Consider the following 16,803-nt stretch of genomic DNA (forward strand, 5'->3'; position numbering starts at 1 on the left):
TCGCACCTACGCAAATCGTAGCCGTGTCTTGGATCGGTAGATCTTAAAACCGCGTTTTCAAAAGGAGGGAAAGTGACCCCATCCTTAACAAACCGTGGCCAACGGGCCGCCATCCCTGCCCGGCCTCGTCGGCGGTCATCGGCAGCGGCTCTAGGTGTGCTATCTGTTCAAGACCCGTCGCCGACCCACTTTTCTCCCCGCCCTCTCTGCCTCCTCCCTGAAGGATTCGAACGACGGGTCGCAAAGGATTGCCGCCAAGTCTCCGACCGCCACGATCGCGACCACGCCTCCGTCGATTTCGATCATCTTCGGCGATCCCCTGAGCACGTCCAGCGAGACCATAAACAGACGGGAGCGGGCGTCCCGGAGCCCTAGTGGCTTTCCACCGACCCCCGCAAGGATTCCAACCAAGCGGGAGGCGGCCTCGGCCGTTGAAGCGAACCGCAATGCCGCCACTTCATCTCGCCAGTCATGAGGCATCGGACTTCTCCTCGGACAGGAAGAGCGCCGTTGCCCTTTCACCGTCGACGGCGCCTTCCTTGTCAAGGATTGCCGCAAGCTCGCGGGCGAAATCGATGTTCTCGCGGACGATGTCTTTCGCCCGCTCGAGCTGGGTCGCCAGCGTCTTCTCGACCTGACGGTTGATTGCCGGTATCGAGCGGCGAAGCCTCTCCCTTGCCTCAGGGGTGTCGGCTTTGAAATGGTTGAGCGTCTGACCCATTCCGATCTGCGTGACCATGATGGTTGCGATGTCCGCCGCTTTGTGAAGGTCGCTACCGGAGCTGCCGCCCGAGCCCTCGAGATGTTCACCGTGAAGAACGATCTCTGCGGCCATCCCGCCAAGGCTCATTGCGATCGCGTCGAGGAAATAGGGTCTGGTGGGCAGCCTCCGGGTCGTTTCGAACACGGCCCCTCCTCCCACGGGTGCGTTATCACGGAAACCCTTCCTGACGACGACGCCCGTCAGTGCGCCGATGTCCAGCGCGAGGCCTACCGCAACATGACCGGCTTCGTGGAGGGCGATCCGTTTGCGCATCTCCCCCTCGATCGGGGTCATCGGGGGCAAGCTGGCAATCAGATCGGCGACAGTCGGATCCTCGCCGCGACGCCGGGCGAGACGGTGCGCGGCCTTTGCCGCGTGAGCGAGATCGGCGCCGCTAAAGCCGTCGCATTCCCGTGCGACCTCCACGAGCTGGTGGTCGCCGGGGCAATTGGGGAGATAGCCGCGAAGGATGGCAGTTCGAGCTGCCGCATCGGGCAGCCCGACCCGAATATGGGTTCCAAGTCTGCCCGGCCGCAGAAGCGCGGCGTCAATCGTCTGCGGGTGATTGCAGGCGCCGATCACGATGATGCCTTCTCGCCGATGAACGCCGTCGAGGCATTCGAGCAGCCCTGCGACGACCTCGGTGCAGTACTGGGCATCCCTGTTGCTGAACCGCGTGCGGTCTCCGATGCTGTCGAATTCGTCGATGAGGAGGATGCACGGCGCCTTGGTCGCCGCCTCTGCGAAGGTTGCCCGCATCGCGCCGAGCAGGTCGCCCAGGTGGCCGCGTGACTGCCACTGCGCGACTGATGACGCGAGGAAGGCGGCGCCGCAGCTTTTCGCGGCTGCTTTGGCGAACATCGATTTTCCGACGCCGGGCGGTCCGGAGAGAAGCAGGCCGGCGTCGATTTCGCTCCAAGGAACCACGCCTTTTCGCCATGCATCCATATCGATCGAAAGATCGCGCACCCATTTGGCGGCGTCGCCATATCCGTGCAGTTCCTCGACGGGAGGAGGGTCCTCAGACGAGTCTGTGCGGCGGTGCGCCTCACGAAGCCGCTCGAGAGCCTGTTCGGCGTCCCTCCCCGGCCGGATGGCGCCAAGCACCTCGGCGATCGGATAGGCTAGCATCTTTTCGACCACGTCGATCGGGTATTCTCGTTCTTCAAGAAGGTGAACTGCACGCACGATGGTCGTGGCGGCGATGGGGAGCACGTCCACCACTTCGTCCACTGCGGCCAGTATCGCTCTTGGAGCTGGCGTTGTCTGATCCAGCAAGATCAGCGCCCGCTTCGCCAGGCGAAGAGTCGATGTGACTTCGGAGAAGTCGATCTTACCCCTGGTGGCGATGGCTGGCGTGCAAATCTCGAAATCTTCGACGCCCGGCATGACTTTCAATACGTCGGAGGCCGCTCCGACATAGTCGTCGAGAAGTTCATTTGGGACACGAACGGCGAGCGAGAAGCTACTGTTCTCCTGTAGGTTTTTCCAACTAGCTAACGTCTCTCGAAGCGTTAGCGTGCAGGTGATCCGCGCAAATGCGGATGATGCATTTCTGTGTCGGTTACGCATGGCGGTCATCCCTGAAGATCCTAACGATGGTGTGCGGCCCAATCGGCTCGGCATCGAGGTCTATGGTCACGAAACGGTGGAGGATGAGCGATGATAGCCCGGCCATTGGATTAAGTTCCTGGAAGGCGCCCATGCACTCGGCGATCGTCGCGGAGCCTTCTTGTTCGAGGGCCGACATGATGCGCATCCGGTCGCCGAGCGGGCACCGGTAGTTCGCATAGCGAAGAAGGTCTTTGGAGTTCTGCAGGCGGTAGCCGGATCGAATTTCCGCCTTGGCGACATACTGATGAGTGAGCCTTCCGCAGGCAGCGATCTCGGTGAGCTGCGGATCTCCCTCGCCTTCGACGACGGTCAGGTAGACGTCCTTGCCGCTTCGGCGAGTCGCCATGAAATCTGGCGATACCCCCTGCCAGCCCCGGTCGCGCAGCAGATCGTCCATGCCGTATGGCCGGCAGCACCAGCCGAGCACGTCGTCATCCACGTCGAGAAGACATCCGAGATCGCGGGCAAGTTGGCTGCGGAAATATGAAGGATTGGAGCACCTGACGGTGCCGAATGGTCTGTATCGCTCGTTCGCTGCACAGGCGCGTTCGCGGGCCTCATGACCCGTCTGATCTGAAGGATTCATCGTCTATCTCCACAACAATAGCCAGGCGTCGCCGCGATTGCGGCGGGACGTTCAGCGTTGTTGCGGTTGTCGACGAGTTTTGATCATGGTCAGAACAAATACGGAACAAGAACTGCGGCGTCAAGTCGTCGCGCAACCGATTTTTTGCAGACTTGGTAACGATGGCGCTTTCGCCGGCGGAATCTGTACGTAGTCCCTGCCCCTGAAGGCGATACCGATCGCCAATCGCGAGGAAACGTTCAGTTCGCGCAAATTCGAAGCACCGTCGGCGCTGCCGACGTCGACACATCGATCATGCGCTCATTCCAAGAAGGATGCTTGGACGGACGTCGAGTTCTTGTCCAGGACGTTGACGCCGGCATCGTGCGGTACCAGCATTCTTGAAATGAACGGAGATGATCATGGATAAGCGCAGTGAGGGCACAGGGCTGGTGCAAGCCGTCGGGAAACGATAGGCGGGATGTTCGAAGATGTGGCGAAACGTCGAAGTGAGATCGTTTCCGAAATGTGCTGGACAAGGGAAATCTCACGACTTTCTTTGGCTTCGCTCCTAGACATGTTGTCGATCCTTGCCTTCGACCGGAACGCGACGCAACGCTCGACACTCAACGAGTTCTATGGCGGAGATGACGAGCGTGGCAGGGCCACTGAAAAGGAAGTCATCGAAAGGCTCTACCGCGAATATGACTGTGACAACAACGACATCAACAGTGCTATCGGCCGAGGCTGCAGCTTGAAGGACGGCTATCTTCGAGTGGACGAGGTTTGGCAACGCGACGTTCGTGCTGAACTTGCCCAAGCCACCTAACCGGTGCGGCCGCATTTCTCTGGCGTACCTCCGCGTGATTTCCGGGCGTTGCCCTTCCCATCAGCATATTTTTCGCCGTCCTACTCAACGGATGGCGCAACGCCCATGCCCCACGATTCGACCTATTGCCCGTACAAGGGCGAGTGGGCCTATCCATCCCTTCATGGGCGAACGCGCGATCAACGCCGTCTGGACCACGAAAGCCCTTATGAAGCCGTAGAGGACATACTTTGATATCTTGCCTTCTATCCAAACGACACTTATTCGATCACGGCGTATGTAGCCACAATCGTTCCACCAGTGACGAATGCGAACTTACTGTCAGCGGAGAATGACAGGCCTATCGGCCCCCAACCCGGCTGCCGGATTTTCTGAATCACTTTACCAGATGTCATCGAAATCAATGCAAGTGCGGCTCCTTGCTCGTCCGGGAGCGATATCAAACCCCAGCGGCCATCTGGGCTGACGGCCGGGTGTAAACTCCGGGAAAAATACGAAGCAGTGCCAAAAATCTTCCACTTCGCGAGACCGGTTGTGAGGTCCCGGAGTTCGGCGATCATTCCCGATTGTGGCGTCGGCTGAGGGCAACGGCCTGGTAGTTCACAACTCGAACCAGTCGCGCTCAAATTGCCCATCATCAGGACGCTCGAGGCATCGCTCGAAAGAACGAACGGCGACCAGTGGGCAGTCTGCGGCAAAGGAACGATTTTCGGTGATTGACCTTGAACCCAGAGCAACCATTTGCTGGGTTCCCATTTCACGAGAACGTGTGCCTTCCCGGATGGGTCGATCTTGGATTTAACAGCTTCCAGGCTTCTTTGATCGGCTAGCCCTGGCACGCTTGCCTTTTCCACTGCTTGTAAAATCGCTCCGGTATGAGCGTCAACGAAAGCGAGCGTTTGTCTATGCTGGTCTTCCTTTTCGTCGCCACGCTCGTCCATCCCAAAGCCCGCAAGTGCTAACCCCGAACCATCGATCCAGTAAATCTTATCGAGTGAGCCACCTGGATGAGTGAGTTCGGGCAGCTTCGTCTGTGAGCCGTCCACGCTGAAGAGATATGGCCGCAGAGAACTATTCGAGACGCTGCCGGCCACGGTCGTCTCACGCTTCACGCCGATGACTGACGAGGAGTCATTCAGCCAGGTAAAGGGAGCCGTCAGTGTGAAGAGGTCTCCAGGAAGTCTTTCATTCACCGTGTGAGCGCGACCACCACGCGTCACATCACCGAGCCACAAACCTTTCCAGGAACCGAACGCGTAGACAAGCTCGCCGTTTGGCGACAGCGCAGGCGGGACCATCCTCGGCCAGCCTTCTGGGATCGGCGTGCACCGCAGGGTCTTGAACTTCATCGGACCGGCGGGCGTCGGCTCAAGCATGGCGAGAGTGGGACGCCAATTGTCGCCGTAGCAGCCAATCCGTTCAGGAGCAGCGATGACCGCATCGACAGCCCCAAATGCCGCGATTGCTGATCCTATGGTAACGGCAATTACTGACGCTGCTTTCAAATTCATCCAATCCCCGCTCCGAGCCGAATCGCAAACATTTCGCCGTTACCGACTGAGTTTCAAGGCTTCCTCGCTCGCCGGTGAGCCATCAGCGCTGTTGTTCCAAATAACTGTTTGCGGGACGTCTTCGCAACGGCAACCTGCAGGCCAGCGATCAAATGCCTGCTCAACTAGCATTGATAATCCCAGACGGGTCGTTTCCCTGATCTCGGAAAATCTTAACGCAGAGGGACAACGTGGGGACAGAACACCGGTTACGCTGAACGGCAGCTTCGCAAAAGTGACTGCAAATTGCGCGTTTGATAACAACCTGACTGCCCGCGCATCTCCGGCAGGAACATGCCCTGAAGATAGTCATGGGACAAAAACGGGATGGAAGCTGGCTGTCGATATCAAATTATCGTTTGCGATTTCTGAGTTATGTCGACTTGCGGATTACCGCGACCGTAGTTCGAGGAGCGTTGGCAGCAACGACTCCGACGCGACCTCGACCGTCGCCTGCTGAGATAGGATGTCGAGACAGGAGATCATGACGCCGGTCGTTCCAGGCCATGCGTTCGCAATCACAACCAGGAGTTCGCAAAGGGTGCCGACTCGTTCTCTTACGGATTCGCCTCCGGTCCAAGCGAACACGTAGCATGCGTTGACGAGCGCTGCGAGTGCGACCCCGGCTTCGCTCTGTGTACTCAAGCGGACCGTCCTGCCTGGCCACCTTTCGTCGAGGCCGCTTGCAGATTTTCCGATCCATGCGCTGAAGCCCGCGCTGTCATCACGAAGACGGCACACCTTTGCCCGAACGATCGCGAAGGCGTCATACCTCGGATCGGAACTTTTGATCCCGTCTGTGTTCGCGATGAAGTCCAGCAGCTTTTCTAGCGCCGACAAAGCCTCAGCGTCGACCCGCTCGAGATCAACGAACATCTCGATCATAGATACCAGCACCGACCACTCGAGTTCCTTTCCCTGCGACAGGGCCTGGAGTAGGAGCGCAGTAGGATCGCGCTCGACAAATGGATGGTCTGTACTGAGCCAGCCGCAAGCAACCAGCTCGGGAACGTTGTCCTGTGCCACCCAGTAGTTGGAACTTGCAGGTCGTCGTGGCACAAGCACGTCGGTGTGAATGATGAATTCGGCAGGCCCGTCCTGTCCAATGAGATGCTTGAATTCATCTGGCAGTGTTGCGCCCCTGCGCATCAGCTCGCAGAGAGCCGCTGCGATGAATGTCGGCGCCGACATTCTCGTCGCGCACTGCACGATCCAGTCGGAGCGTCGGACCTCCTTTTCTCGATCAAGCACCGGCGTAGGCGTTCGCTCGGCGATCCATTTGGCGACCTCAACAGCATCCAGACCGTCGACGGAGAGGTTTTTCGCCATTTCGTTGGCATGAACCCACACGAGACACAGCATCATCTCATCGGGAAGTGCAGACCATTGGACGTTCTGGAAAGTCTGGCGTGCCACATGCCGGAGGATCGTGAGAAAGAGCCACGTGCGCTCTTGCGAAAAAAGCGCCTCGGCGCCGTTCGGAATTTGCTTGCCGGAGAGAACTATGCCCGCCATCAGCGACAGGGACATCATAGGAGAGAGGAAGTCTGTCTCCATTTCGTCTTCCGCTTCGATTTGCTCTCCCAGCTCACGCAGGAGGTCGTCTGGAAGGCGCAGAGGCAGCCCCGACAGCCTGGAGACGGCTTCATCGATCCCGAGTGCGTCCTTCAGGATCGGTAGCGCAGCGGATAGCAGCTCGCTTCCATCGCCTCGAAAATCTCCTGGCAGTCCGAGGAAGTTCAGGATGTCTTCCGGAGGCGGCACCGCGAGGTCGGTGATATGTATGGCTCCGCCCGTGGATACCTTCTCCCACAAGGTTTCCCGCGTCCTTGCATAGTCCGCCTTGATACGTTTATGAAAGATATCGACGCGCCGGTCCACATCCTGCTCGCGGGCCACCTCTGTGAGGAACTCACGCGTCATCGGGTTGCCGACATTCGTGCCCGCGGTCAGCGCTAACAGCAGACTCTCACGCTCTTCCTCGTCGGGACTGAGAAGCGCAACCGTACTCTCATGGAGACGCCATGTTCCCTCGCTGGAAGCGATGACGATCACGGGCGATCCTTCGGAACTGCCTGTGGCCGTTAGCATGGCTTGCAGACCTCTCGGGTACAGTTCAATCGGCGTTTGCTCGCCCTTCCTACGGCTCTCGGCGATGGCGTATGATATGTCGCGAACGACAACCTGGTGTCGCGTGTCTAGATCGACGAGGAGCATGGTCTCGCGACCAAGGATGCCTCTGAGGCCCATCAGCGATGTTATACGAGTGTCCCACTCGTGCGGAAGGAGATCGAGGAAGCTGCCCACCATCCGGCTGAGGTGGTGCCGAAGGTCGTTCTCGAATGCAGGATCTTCCTCGCCCGCGAACTTAAACAAGCTTGCGATGGTGCTAGCCGCCATGCGGACCACCTCGTCTCCGGCTTCCTCGTCCGCTAAGTTCAACGGCCTGACGATCTTGCCCATCGCCCAATCGACGAACGGCTGCTGTGCGTTCTTTGGAAGGCGATCATTTCTCAGATCCGCCTGGAGTGGAATCGTCAGCACCTGCATCGCCGACAGGCTTGCCATCTGACGTCGGGCGGTGTCGGTGCCAGCGAACGGAGGGGATGGCACGAAGTCAAGCCGCAGGGCCGTCCAAATCCAATTCGAACGCGCCGTCTTCTCCTCGGTGGACGCTTGCTCCGATTTCCAGACCAGCTCGATGAGATCTGCTGCGAAATGGCTCAAATCGATCGTACGACGCCCCTCGCCGACAAAGCGTCCCTCCTCGTCGACGACCGGAGTCTGATCTAGGTATCGGAGGTGCAGGACGTCTCGTGCGAACCACCTGCGTAGATCCGCGAGCTCCACGTTTTCCACGAGAGAGCTTCGATCGACGGCGGCTCGTTCAATCGTCGCCACGACTTCCTTCGCATCCATTGGAACGAACAGATACCCTATGCGACGCAGTTCCAGTGAAAGCTCGTCACGCCTGCGTGGTTCTATGGCGCCCGCGTCCGCGAGATAGGCGATCACGCCCGGAAGATCGAGACCACCTCGCAGCTTCTGCTTCGATATGGCTCGGTCTTCGATCCAGAACAGCCCTCCCTCCGGTCCTTCCTCCTTCGGGAGCGTTTCCAGCAGGCACCGCATATGGGCAGAAAGACCTGCTGCATCGTCGAGGTCACGATTGGGAGTAATCGACTTCCACTTGGAAGAAGAGAGCCGATCCGCCACGATCTTCCGCAGCGCGACCAGACGCCCCTTCACTCGGGCCTCCTCTTCAAGCCGGTCGATCGTCGTCACCAACAATTTAAGCTCGGACATGCGCATCTCGACCGGGAAACCACGAACGATGTCGTCCAAGACACCAATGCGCGCCAAAATGGCGACGACGTTCCCCGAAAGGAGGATCTTGTCCACGCGTCGCCGAGTATCCGTCTTCTCAATCTTGAATTCTTCGAAGATCGTTTCAGCACGCGTTCTTGTTAGATGACCGGCGCGGAATGCCTCGTCGACGACGTGTGCAAATGCCGCCTTGTGATCTTCGATAATTCCTTTCGGAGAAACCATGATTTCATCCGCATGGACGACTTCATCGTTGATGAGCACGGCGCGGTCCCCGCCGGTCAGCGACCGGACGGCGAGCGCGGCGGCCTGATTGAATTCCGCGATAGCGCCCGCCGCCTCCATCAGGGCTTCGGGAAGCGATTCTGGTACCTCAATGTCGAAGCAGCTTTCCAGCGGCTCCAGCAGTTCCAGACGGTCCGAAAGCAGCAGGCCGCTCAGATCAAGCCGAAGTCGTCTCCGGATCGCGCCAACCGGTTCGACGTCGCGGGCCGAAATGCCCGAACGCAACATCAGTGGGATCTTGTACGGAACCCCGTCTAACCGAGCACTAAGCGGAGAAAGGAGCAGCATTGCGAACTCCTTGCCGTCGCCGCCCATTGCCGAGACCGCCGGCAGACGCCCTTGGAGCCATTCCTCGACTCGCTGGAGCTGGTCTGCGGCAGCCTGTTTGACCATGGCGATGGCATCTTCAACTCTATCGAATTTGCGGAACATCGGTGTTCCGTCTCCACGGGAAAAGATCTTTTGCAACATCTCGTCCTGTAGCCCGGTGAGCCCCAGCTTGATGGAGACCTGGAAGATCGCTGCCGCCATCTCGTCCGTAATCTTCTCCTTCGGGACGGACTGAAGAGCGCGTCGGGCCGTATCCGGCGCGAAGTCGCGCAGCACCCACGCAAGCTTCACTGCGTTCTGAATGGCGATCGTGCCGGCCTCGATCCCAAGTTCCGCATGTTTTTTCAACTTGTCGAGATCGCCGACGCGCAGGTACGCGTTGAGAAGCTTGTCTCGTAAGAATTCGTCGTGCTCTTTTGAAAGTCGATGTTCGAGTTCGCGGATGACTTCCGCATGATTTCCAAGGGCCTCGTTTGTCATCAGTCGCAACCGGTGAAGTCGCGGATTCTCCTCCATTCCAACCGCAAGGGCTTCGTCGAGGAGCCGTTGACTACCTTCCGGATCATCGACATTAAGAGCCGCCGTAGCAGCGAGTTCCACGCCTCGATCGGTCCTGGTCGCCGCCAATCGATTGCGAAGGCTGTCGAGTTCCGCAAAGGCGTTTCGTCGTGCGAGCACCTCGGCGCCCGCGATGAGGTTTTCGATGGTCGCTCCGTCTGAGTAGAGAAAATCTACCAGCGGCATGACATCGCCAGCCTGAAGTGCGGTACGGACCGTCGCAGCGAAGTTCGAGACGCCCTCGGAGTTGACGGGAGCGAACTGATCTCGCCAGTGATCGAAGAAAAGGGACGCTTCCGGAAACTTCGGAGCAAACCGTTCAACGACGGCTAGACCCTTGTCAGGCCGGTCTGAAGCGGCCGAAAGGAGGGCGAGAACAGCCACATGGCCGGGCGAGCCTGTGCCGTTGCGCAGAATATCCCAGAGCTGCTTCTTGATATGGCCCTTCTTCAGCGGAACGCCGTATTGCATGCACCAGACGACGACAGCAGGCTCTAGCTCGTCTCGTGCTAATAGCCCTCTCGCGAACGACCGCGCCTCGGTGAAGGTTTCACGATTGAGAAGGAGCGCCGCCAGCTTCCAGACCTCGACGTTGCGCCTGAATTCGCCCTCAACGTTGGATCTAACTCGCTCGAATTCCTGCGCGGCAGCCGCGAGCTCCACTCGGGCCTCTCGTGCAGGCCGCACGAGCGCGCGGCTGATGGGATTGGGTACAGAACCGAATTGGAGATTGAGGCCACTTACCAGGGCGGACGCGAGACGGATCTGACCGAGCGCCATCCGTGCCATCGGCGAATCCGGATCCTTCGCGACGGCGGAGTTCGCAAGGCTCAAGGCGTCTCCGACCGAGCCGCCGGCGAGAAACTTGGCGATAGCTCGTAACCGCATGACGTCCGAGGAGGCGTCGTCGCCAACCATCGGAAGCAGCACTTCCAGGGCATCTTTCGGTCGATTGGATTCGATCAGAAATCCGGCGAGCGTTTCCCGCTCCTTCCTATCGGCGGGATCGGTCAGATAGGAGACGGCGGCGGCCATTCCTTCGGTCGCTCGAAGCAACATCGCCCTCGCCGTCCTGTCGGGAAGTTGCTGAAGGGTTTCCGACTGGTCGAGGAGCGCGCTGGCCTCTTTTACGTCGCCATCGGCAAGCGCGACCATGGCTGCTGCCCGCAATGCTTTGGACCGGATCTTGTTCGACGTGCCCGCCCATACGACATCGTTCCCTCTGGCGTCAGCAAGCCACTGAACGAAAGCCGAGCGACGGCCCTCCCTTAGCTCCTGGAGTGCATGCTCCAGGGTTTTCGCAGCGAGGTCGTTGAGCTGCGGAAGGTACTGCGCTTCTATCTGAGCAAAGATCCCTCCGACTATGACCGGGTTCTGTACCGCAAACGGCGCCGACGTCGTCTGGGTTGGAGCGCCTTCCGGAAGGTCTCCGGCGATCGCCTCGCGCCAATACTTGTTGAAGTATTTTTCGACCGTGGCCGGATCCCTTCGCAGCATCTCTGATAGCTCGACCGAATCCCAGATCCAGAACCGGATGCCTCTTTCGTGGAGTTCTTCCGCCAGCGCCCGCGCGGAGCCGTTCATGTCGTCGTCGTTGAATTCAACGCTTACGGCAAGTACGAAATGCTTGACGCCTTTCTTGGCCCAGTGGTCGTCCAGGTGCTTTCGAAAGTCTTCGATCCAGAGTCGGACTTCGAACGCATCGATCGCGCGATAGCATTTGCAGGACACGACGACTACCGGCCTCTGCAGTTCGTCAAATCCTTCAATGTCCGCTCCGAACTGTTTGAAACCGCTCCGCCTTTTCAATGCGACGCGACGTACGTCCTCCTTAAAGGCGTTTCTCAACAAGTCCTGACAAAGGTGCTCGAACTTGATGCTGCCGACGTCAACGATCGGCAGCAGTCGGTGGCGGGCGAGCGAGGGCTGCGAAATCGGATCGGTGGCAGGCGTGTCCTGAAGCCCATGCCACCTCGCCGACTTGGCCTGCTTCTTCTTTCTCGGGCTGGGACTGCGCACCATGACGACTTCCGGATTTCAATGAAGCGAATCCTTATGGGAACGCCGGTGTATTGGAAGAGGCATACCTGTACCGTATCGTATTGGACACAGGATTTGATGCGGCAGTTGCCATGCAGGCGCGGTCGGACCAGATTTCGCTACGGGAATTTCGGGTGCCGCTGATTGGGGTCGACTAGCCGTGACGCTATCGCGCAGCCTCAACTGACGCCACGCTTATGAGAGGGGCTGATTGAGCGGCGCATGGAACTCTACGTATAACTCGTCGGCACATCTTAGAGCCATACGCCAATCGCCGACATCTGTTTCTGTTGCCTGGACAGATGATCTGTCGGTCCAAGAAGTCCGGCCGCAGCGCGACGCGCGAGACTCATGTGCTGATCTGAATGCCCCCCCTTCGCCATGATGGATGCCAAGCCCATGCCCGGTGTTTTGGTCACGCTCGGCGTGGGCTGTGAGAAAGTCACGGTTCTCCCAAAAGCCGGCGGCTTTGGCGGAATCGGCAATCGCGTGGTGGAAGGAGGTGCCCTGTCCTCAACAGGCTTGATTTCTCCATCCTCATTTAGGCGATATCGTCTTCCCCGTACATGAGCCTGTATGGATTCATTAAGACGGTAAGCGAAGTGAATCCTTTGAGATCACTCACATTTTACCGATCCGATTACCGGCCTCGAAATATCCGGTCAGCTAAAGCGTCCCGAAAGGGGACACTCCGTATGGCCGACATCGACGCAAAGGCGCAGGCGCTTTCCGCCGCCCGAGCACGCATTCTGAAACTTCAGCAACAGATGACCGACCGCGTCCTGCAGATGGCAGCCGAAGTTGACAAGATGATGGAGATCGCCTGCCCGACCGGCGAGGACGCCGTGAACAAGAGATTCGTCCCCGGCTTGATGTTGCCCATGCGTGCGCGACTACAGGACTTCCCCGATGATTGGCACTTTGTTGGGGGCTTTGAAAAGGTAGCCGAGCAGATCGACAACGCAGTATGCTCAGGGTAGCAAAGGTGGTCGGCCTGGCAATGGTGGCGGCACTGAAAGGCCTGGAAATGGACTGGCAGAATTTGATCGGGCCGCCGCAGGGAACTTGGCGCCCAGTTATCGAAAGTCCACCTCTGTCTCCCGCCGACCACGCTGAAGAACAGAAAAACCATCGTAGCTTCACAACGGACCTGAATAGGATAATTTGATGCCAAGATTTTTTCCTGCAATCATTCTCCTTGTGTCGCTTTGGGCTGTATCCGCTGAGAGATCATCCGCAGCCATGTGGCTTGTGAGGGGGCCAGCCAATACTAGCATGGCTGCCGACCCCGCATGTAAAGTTCGCGACAACGAGCGCAGCGCGCCTGACGACCACCATCTGTGGATTGACTGCGGGATTGGCGAAAAGCATGTCACTCTTTTAATCTCTTCGGTCGCGCCTTTCGTTGCAAAGGACTTCACCTTCAAAAACGCAGTCCCGATGTTTGAGAAGATTACCGCCGGAACAGAATGGTCGGCCTTCAAGGACAAGGTTAAGTTTATAGGCGGTACATCTTTCGCAGGTTTCGAGCCTTTCGCTCAAATGAGATTGATTGGCAGGCTGTGTGACGTCGGGGAGCAATGCCCGAACCCACGGGAAAGAATCGTTGCCCTCAAGATGCTGGGAACTTCCAGGGTGACGGTTTCGCTGATTGTGATGGGAGACGTCGAGCCAAAAGACTACATTGTGCATGGGAAGCGCGTTGCAACTTACCGGTATTTCCCAGACCCCATTGCTACCATGGTTGACACATTTAACTTTGCGACGATACAAAACGCGCCATACTAGACGCAGCGCACTCGAATCCCGCGAGGCAAAAATTGCCGTGAATCTGGCCTTAAGGGTCCTGCTCAGATTGCTGCAAGCCACTGTCATTCCTCTCTAAACGCCCGAACTACCTGATCGGTAAGAGGCTTCGTAAGATAGGCGAGTGCCGTCCTCTCCCCCGTCTGAACGAAGGCTTCCACTGGCATGCCGGGCACAGGCGTAAGATCGTCAAGACGGGTCCATTCAGCGACGGGAATGGAAACTCTGAGGCGATAATAACTCTGGCCGGTCCGTTGATCGACGGTCAAGTCTGCTGCGATCTTAGTCACGTGGCCATTTAACTCCGGCGTCGTTCTCTGGCTGAAAGCGGAGAACCGCAGCGTGACATCCTGTCCAACTGCTACCTGGTCGATATCCTGAGGTGAAAGCCTAAGCTCCGGCGTCAGGGCATCATTGTTGGGCACGATCTGCGTGATCGCTTCGCCTGGTGTCACGACCGCGCCCGGCGCGTGGACAGCTAGTTCATGGACGATCCCGGCCTGCGGCGATCGGATATCGATATGCCGTAACTCATCCTCGGCTGCGATGAGCCGTTCGGAATATTCTCCAATCTCACTTTCCGCCTGGCGCAGTTGGTCCGATACCTCGGTTCTCTGATCATCATCGACCTGAATGATCTGCAGCTCGGTTTCGGCTATTCTTCCTTTTGTTTGTGCTTCGGACGCGATGAGATTTCCAAGCTCGCCGGCGAGGTCGGCAGCATCCCGCTGCAAAGCGTAGACGCGTGTTGCTGGGATGATGCCCTGATCGAGCAATGGCTGTAGGCTGGCCAACTCTTTATCAATGATGGCAATCGCCTCCCGTTTGCCTTGCTGTTGCGCCATCAGCCCCTCCGCCTCCTTTGAAAGTTGCCGAACGCGTTCGGCGAGTTGCGCCTTGCGTCCCCTCGCCGATGAACGTCGATCGTTGAACAGACGCTGTTCACCATCGAGCATCGCAGCGACTTCGGGATCTTCTTGATGCGTGAGGAGCGCCTTTGGAAAAGATATCGCGTCGCTCGCATCCCGTTCCGCCGTCAGTCGTGCGGTCCGTGCGGCCAGCTCTTTCAGCCGCTTCGAGACAATCGCCAGACTGGCGCGCGTCTGCGTGTCATCAAGATGCACGAGTATCTGGCCGGCTTCGACAATGTCGCCGTTTTTGACGAATACCTCACCAACCGTACCACCCTTCTGATGCTGGACGGGTTTTACGTAGCTGTCGACCACAAGCGTCCCGGCGGCGATGACGGCACCCTGGAGCCGGATGGTCGCCGCAAGACCGCCGAGGACGCCGACCAATAGGACGATTGCTGCCAGAGCAAACAGCGTCAAATGGCGGATGGCCCGTTCTGCCAATGGCGCGTTGCCGGATTTCATTGAGCCATTCCCTCACCTGACACCATCAACCGAACAGGAGTGGACACTGCTGTGGGCGGTGGCGTTACCTTTTTCAACACCTCGTCTTTCGGACCGAACGCCTGGGCCTGACCATTGGCGAGAATGAGAACCAAATCGACACCCGCAAGCGCGCTCGGACGATGAGCGATTACGATCGCAACGCCGCCCCGTGCCCGGACACCAAGGACAGCCCTCGTCAGCGCTGCTTCTCCCTCCGCATCGAGGTTGGAATTCGGCTCATCGAGAACGACCAAGAAAGGATTGCCGTATAGGGCTCTTGCCAACGCAATGCGCTGACGCTGGCCGCCTGAAAGCGTGGATCCTTGATCACCGATTTTGGTGTCGAAGCCATCGGGGAACTGAACGATCATGTCATAGACGCCTGCCGCCCTTGCTGCGGCAATGATCTTTTCGGAAGATGCTTCAGGCTCGAAACGAGCTATGTTTTCTGCGATCGATCCGCCAAAAAGCGAAACATCCTGGGGCAGATATCCGACATGCTCACCGAGTGCCGTTGGGTCCCATTGCGACAGCGAAGCGCCATCCAGGCGGACCGCACCCGCAAGCGGCTGCCATAGTCCGACGAGGCCACGCGCAAGCGAGGACTTTCCCGAGGCGCTGGGACCGATGACGCCGACCGCATCCCCCGCCCGCAGCTCGAAGGAGATTCCGCGCAGGATTGGGCTCTTTGAGCCGGGCGCGCAGAGGTGCAGATTCTCAACCTTCAACGCGCCCGCGGGGGCAGGCAGACATACTTCACGCTCACTGCCCGGCATAAGTTGGGAAAGCTGTACCAGGCGTGACCAACTACTTCTTGCCGCGGCGAATCCCTTCCATTGGCCGATCGCCAATTCGACGGGCGCGAGAGCGCGACTGACCAGGATGGAACTGGCGATCATGATCCCACCGGAAGCTTCCTGACGGATCACAAGCACAGCCCCTACGGCCAACACCGCAGACTGCAACATCATTCGAAGGATCTTCGAGAGTGTTCCAAGTGTACCGGTGACGTTCGATGCGCGCAGGTGGTTGCTGAGATACCGCTGATTGACTTCACGCCACCTCCCCCCAAGGCGATGGCCGAAACCCATTGCCAGGACAGCTTCGGAGTTCCGGCGGGTCGCTTCTGCAAGAGCAATTCGTTCGGATGCGATTTTCGCTGCTTCCTTCGCGGGCTCACGGGATTTTTGTTCCGCCAGGAACGTAAGCCCAACGAGCACCAGAGCACCCGCGAGAGCGGTCCATCCGATCCAGACATGGAAGAAAAAACAAAGGCCGAGATAGAACGGCATCCAGGGAATGTCGAACAAAGCGGTTGGCCCAGGACCTGATAGGAAACCTCGCACCGTATCCATGTCGCGCACCGACTGGAGCCCGTCGCCGGGTACCTGCATGCGCGATGGAAGAAGCACAAGGGAGTCGTGAACTGTCTCTCCGAAGCGCTCATCGACAGAAAGCCCGATACGCACCAGGAGCATCGAGCGAACGAGTTCGAGGACACCCTGAAAGACATACAGAGTGGCTGCGATGATGGCGAGGCCAGCCAGGGTCGGAAGACTTCGGCCGGGAATGACGCGGTCATAGACCTGCAGCATGAAGAATGAGCCGGTCAAAGCCAGGATATTGACGATGGCGCTGGTCGCCCCGATGCCTAGAACGGCCTTCTTCAGCGAGAAAAGCACCGCCACAAGAAAAACCTGTGGCGGCTTTGAGTTACCTGTCGACAAACTCGGACTCCG

General features: G+C 58.5%; 10 protein-coding genes. 3 read left to right on the forward strand and 7 right to left on the reverse strand.

Annotated elements, in window-relative coordinates:
* Nucleotides 1-159 precede the first annotated feature (159 nt).
* From GR198_RS05655 to GR198_RS05665, 3 genes are read right to left on the reverse strand one after another with little or no spacing between them, the layout of a single operon-like run.
* Nucleotides 160-480, reverse strand: a complete 321-nt coding sequence (locus tag GR198_RS05655) for a hypothetical protein (protein WP_164067784.1) — start codon at nucleotides 478-480, stop codon at nucleotides 160-162.
* On the reverse strand, nucleotides 470-2,344 hold the full coding sequence (locus GR198_RS05660) for an AAA family ATPase (protein ID WP_164067786.1): 1,875 nt from the start codon (nucleotides 2,342-2,344) through the stop codon (nucleotides 470-472). The genes GR198_RS05655 and GR198_RS05660 overlap by 11 nt, the downstream gene beginning before the upstream one ends.
* Nucleotides 2,328-2,963, reverse strand: a complete 636-nt coding sequence (locus tag GR198_RS05665) for a hypothetical protein (RefSeq protein ID WP_164067788.1) — start codon at nucleotides 2,961-2,963, stop codon at nucleotides 2,328-2,330. Before GR198_RS05665 ends, GR198_RS05660 begins: the two co-directional genes overlap by 17 nt.
* 460 nt (nucleotides 2,964-3,423) lie before the next feature.
* Here GR198_RS05665 and GR198_RS05670 point away from each other — a divergent pair, with 460 nt between their 5' ends.
* Entirely contained in the window at nucleotides 3,424-3,771 is a 348-nt protein-coding gene (locus GR198_RS05670) for a hypothetical protein (protein WP_164067790.1), read from the forward strand.
* A gap of 260 nt (nucleotides 3,772-4,031) precedes the next feature.
* Here the strand turns inward: GR198_RS05670 and GR198_RS05675 are convergent, their stop codons facing one another.
* Nucleotides 4,032-5,282: a YncE family protein gene (locus tag GR198_RS05675; protein WP_164067792.1), complete on the reverse strand. Its 1,251-nt coding sequence runs from the start codon at nucleotides 5,280-5,282 to the stop codon at nucleotides 4,032-4,034.
* A 429-nt stretch (nucleotides 5,283-5,711) separates the two neighbouring features.
* On the reverse strand, nucleotides 5,712-11,843 hold the full coding sequence (locus GR198_RS05680; RefSeq protein WP_164067794.1) for a hypothetical protein: 6,132 nt from the start codon (nucleotides 11,841-11,843) through the stop codon (nucleotides 5,712-5,714).
* Between the two features lie 713 nt (nucleotides 11,844-12,556).
* Here GR198_RS05680 and GR198_RS05685 point away from each other — a divergent pair.
* Nucleotides 12,557-12,841 carry a DNA cytosine methyltransferase gene (locus GR198_RS05685; RefSeq protein ID WP_164067796.1) on the forward strand — a complete coding sequence of 95 codons (285 nt, stop codon included), beginning with the start codon at nucleotides 12,557-12,559 and terminating at the stop codon, nucleotides 12,839-12,841.
* Between the two features lie 295 nt (nucleotides 12,842-13,136).
* Nucleotides 13,137-13,649 (forward strand): hypothetical protein, encoded by a 513-nt coding sequence (locus GR198_RS05690; protein WP_246711047.1) that lies wholly within the window; start codon nucleotides 13,137-13,139, stop codon nucleotides 13,647-13,649.
* Between the two features lie 83 nt (nucleotides 13,650-13,732).
* Here the strand turns inward: GR198_RS05690 and GR198_RS05695 are convergent, their stop codons facing one another.
* Both GR198_RS05695 and GR198_RS05700 read right to left on the reverse strand, forming a co-directional pair.
* A complete protein-coding gene (locus GR198_RS05695) occupies nucleotides 13,733-15,043 on the reverse strand; it encodes an HlyD family type I secretion periplasmic adaptor subunit (RefSeq protein ID WP_164067800.1) in 1,311 nt (436 codons plus the stop codon).
* Nucleotides 15,040-16,791 (reverse strand): type I secretion system permease/ATPase, encoded by a 1,752-nt coding sequence (locus GR198_RS05700; protein ID WP_164067802.1) that lies wholly within the window; start codon nucleotides 16,789-16,791, stop codon nucleotides 15,040-15,042. The genes GR198_RS05695 and GR198_RS05700 overlap by 4 nt, the downstream gene beginning before the upstream one ends.
* Nucleotides 16,792-16,803: the final 12 nt, after the last annotated feature.

The sequence above is a fragment of the Rhizobium leguminosarum genome (assembly GCF_010668065.1).
In the GTDB taxonomy this organism is placed as follows: Bacteria; Pseudomonadota; Alphaproteobacteria; order Rhizobiales; family Rhizobiaceae; genus Rhizobium; species Rhizobium leguminosarum_S.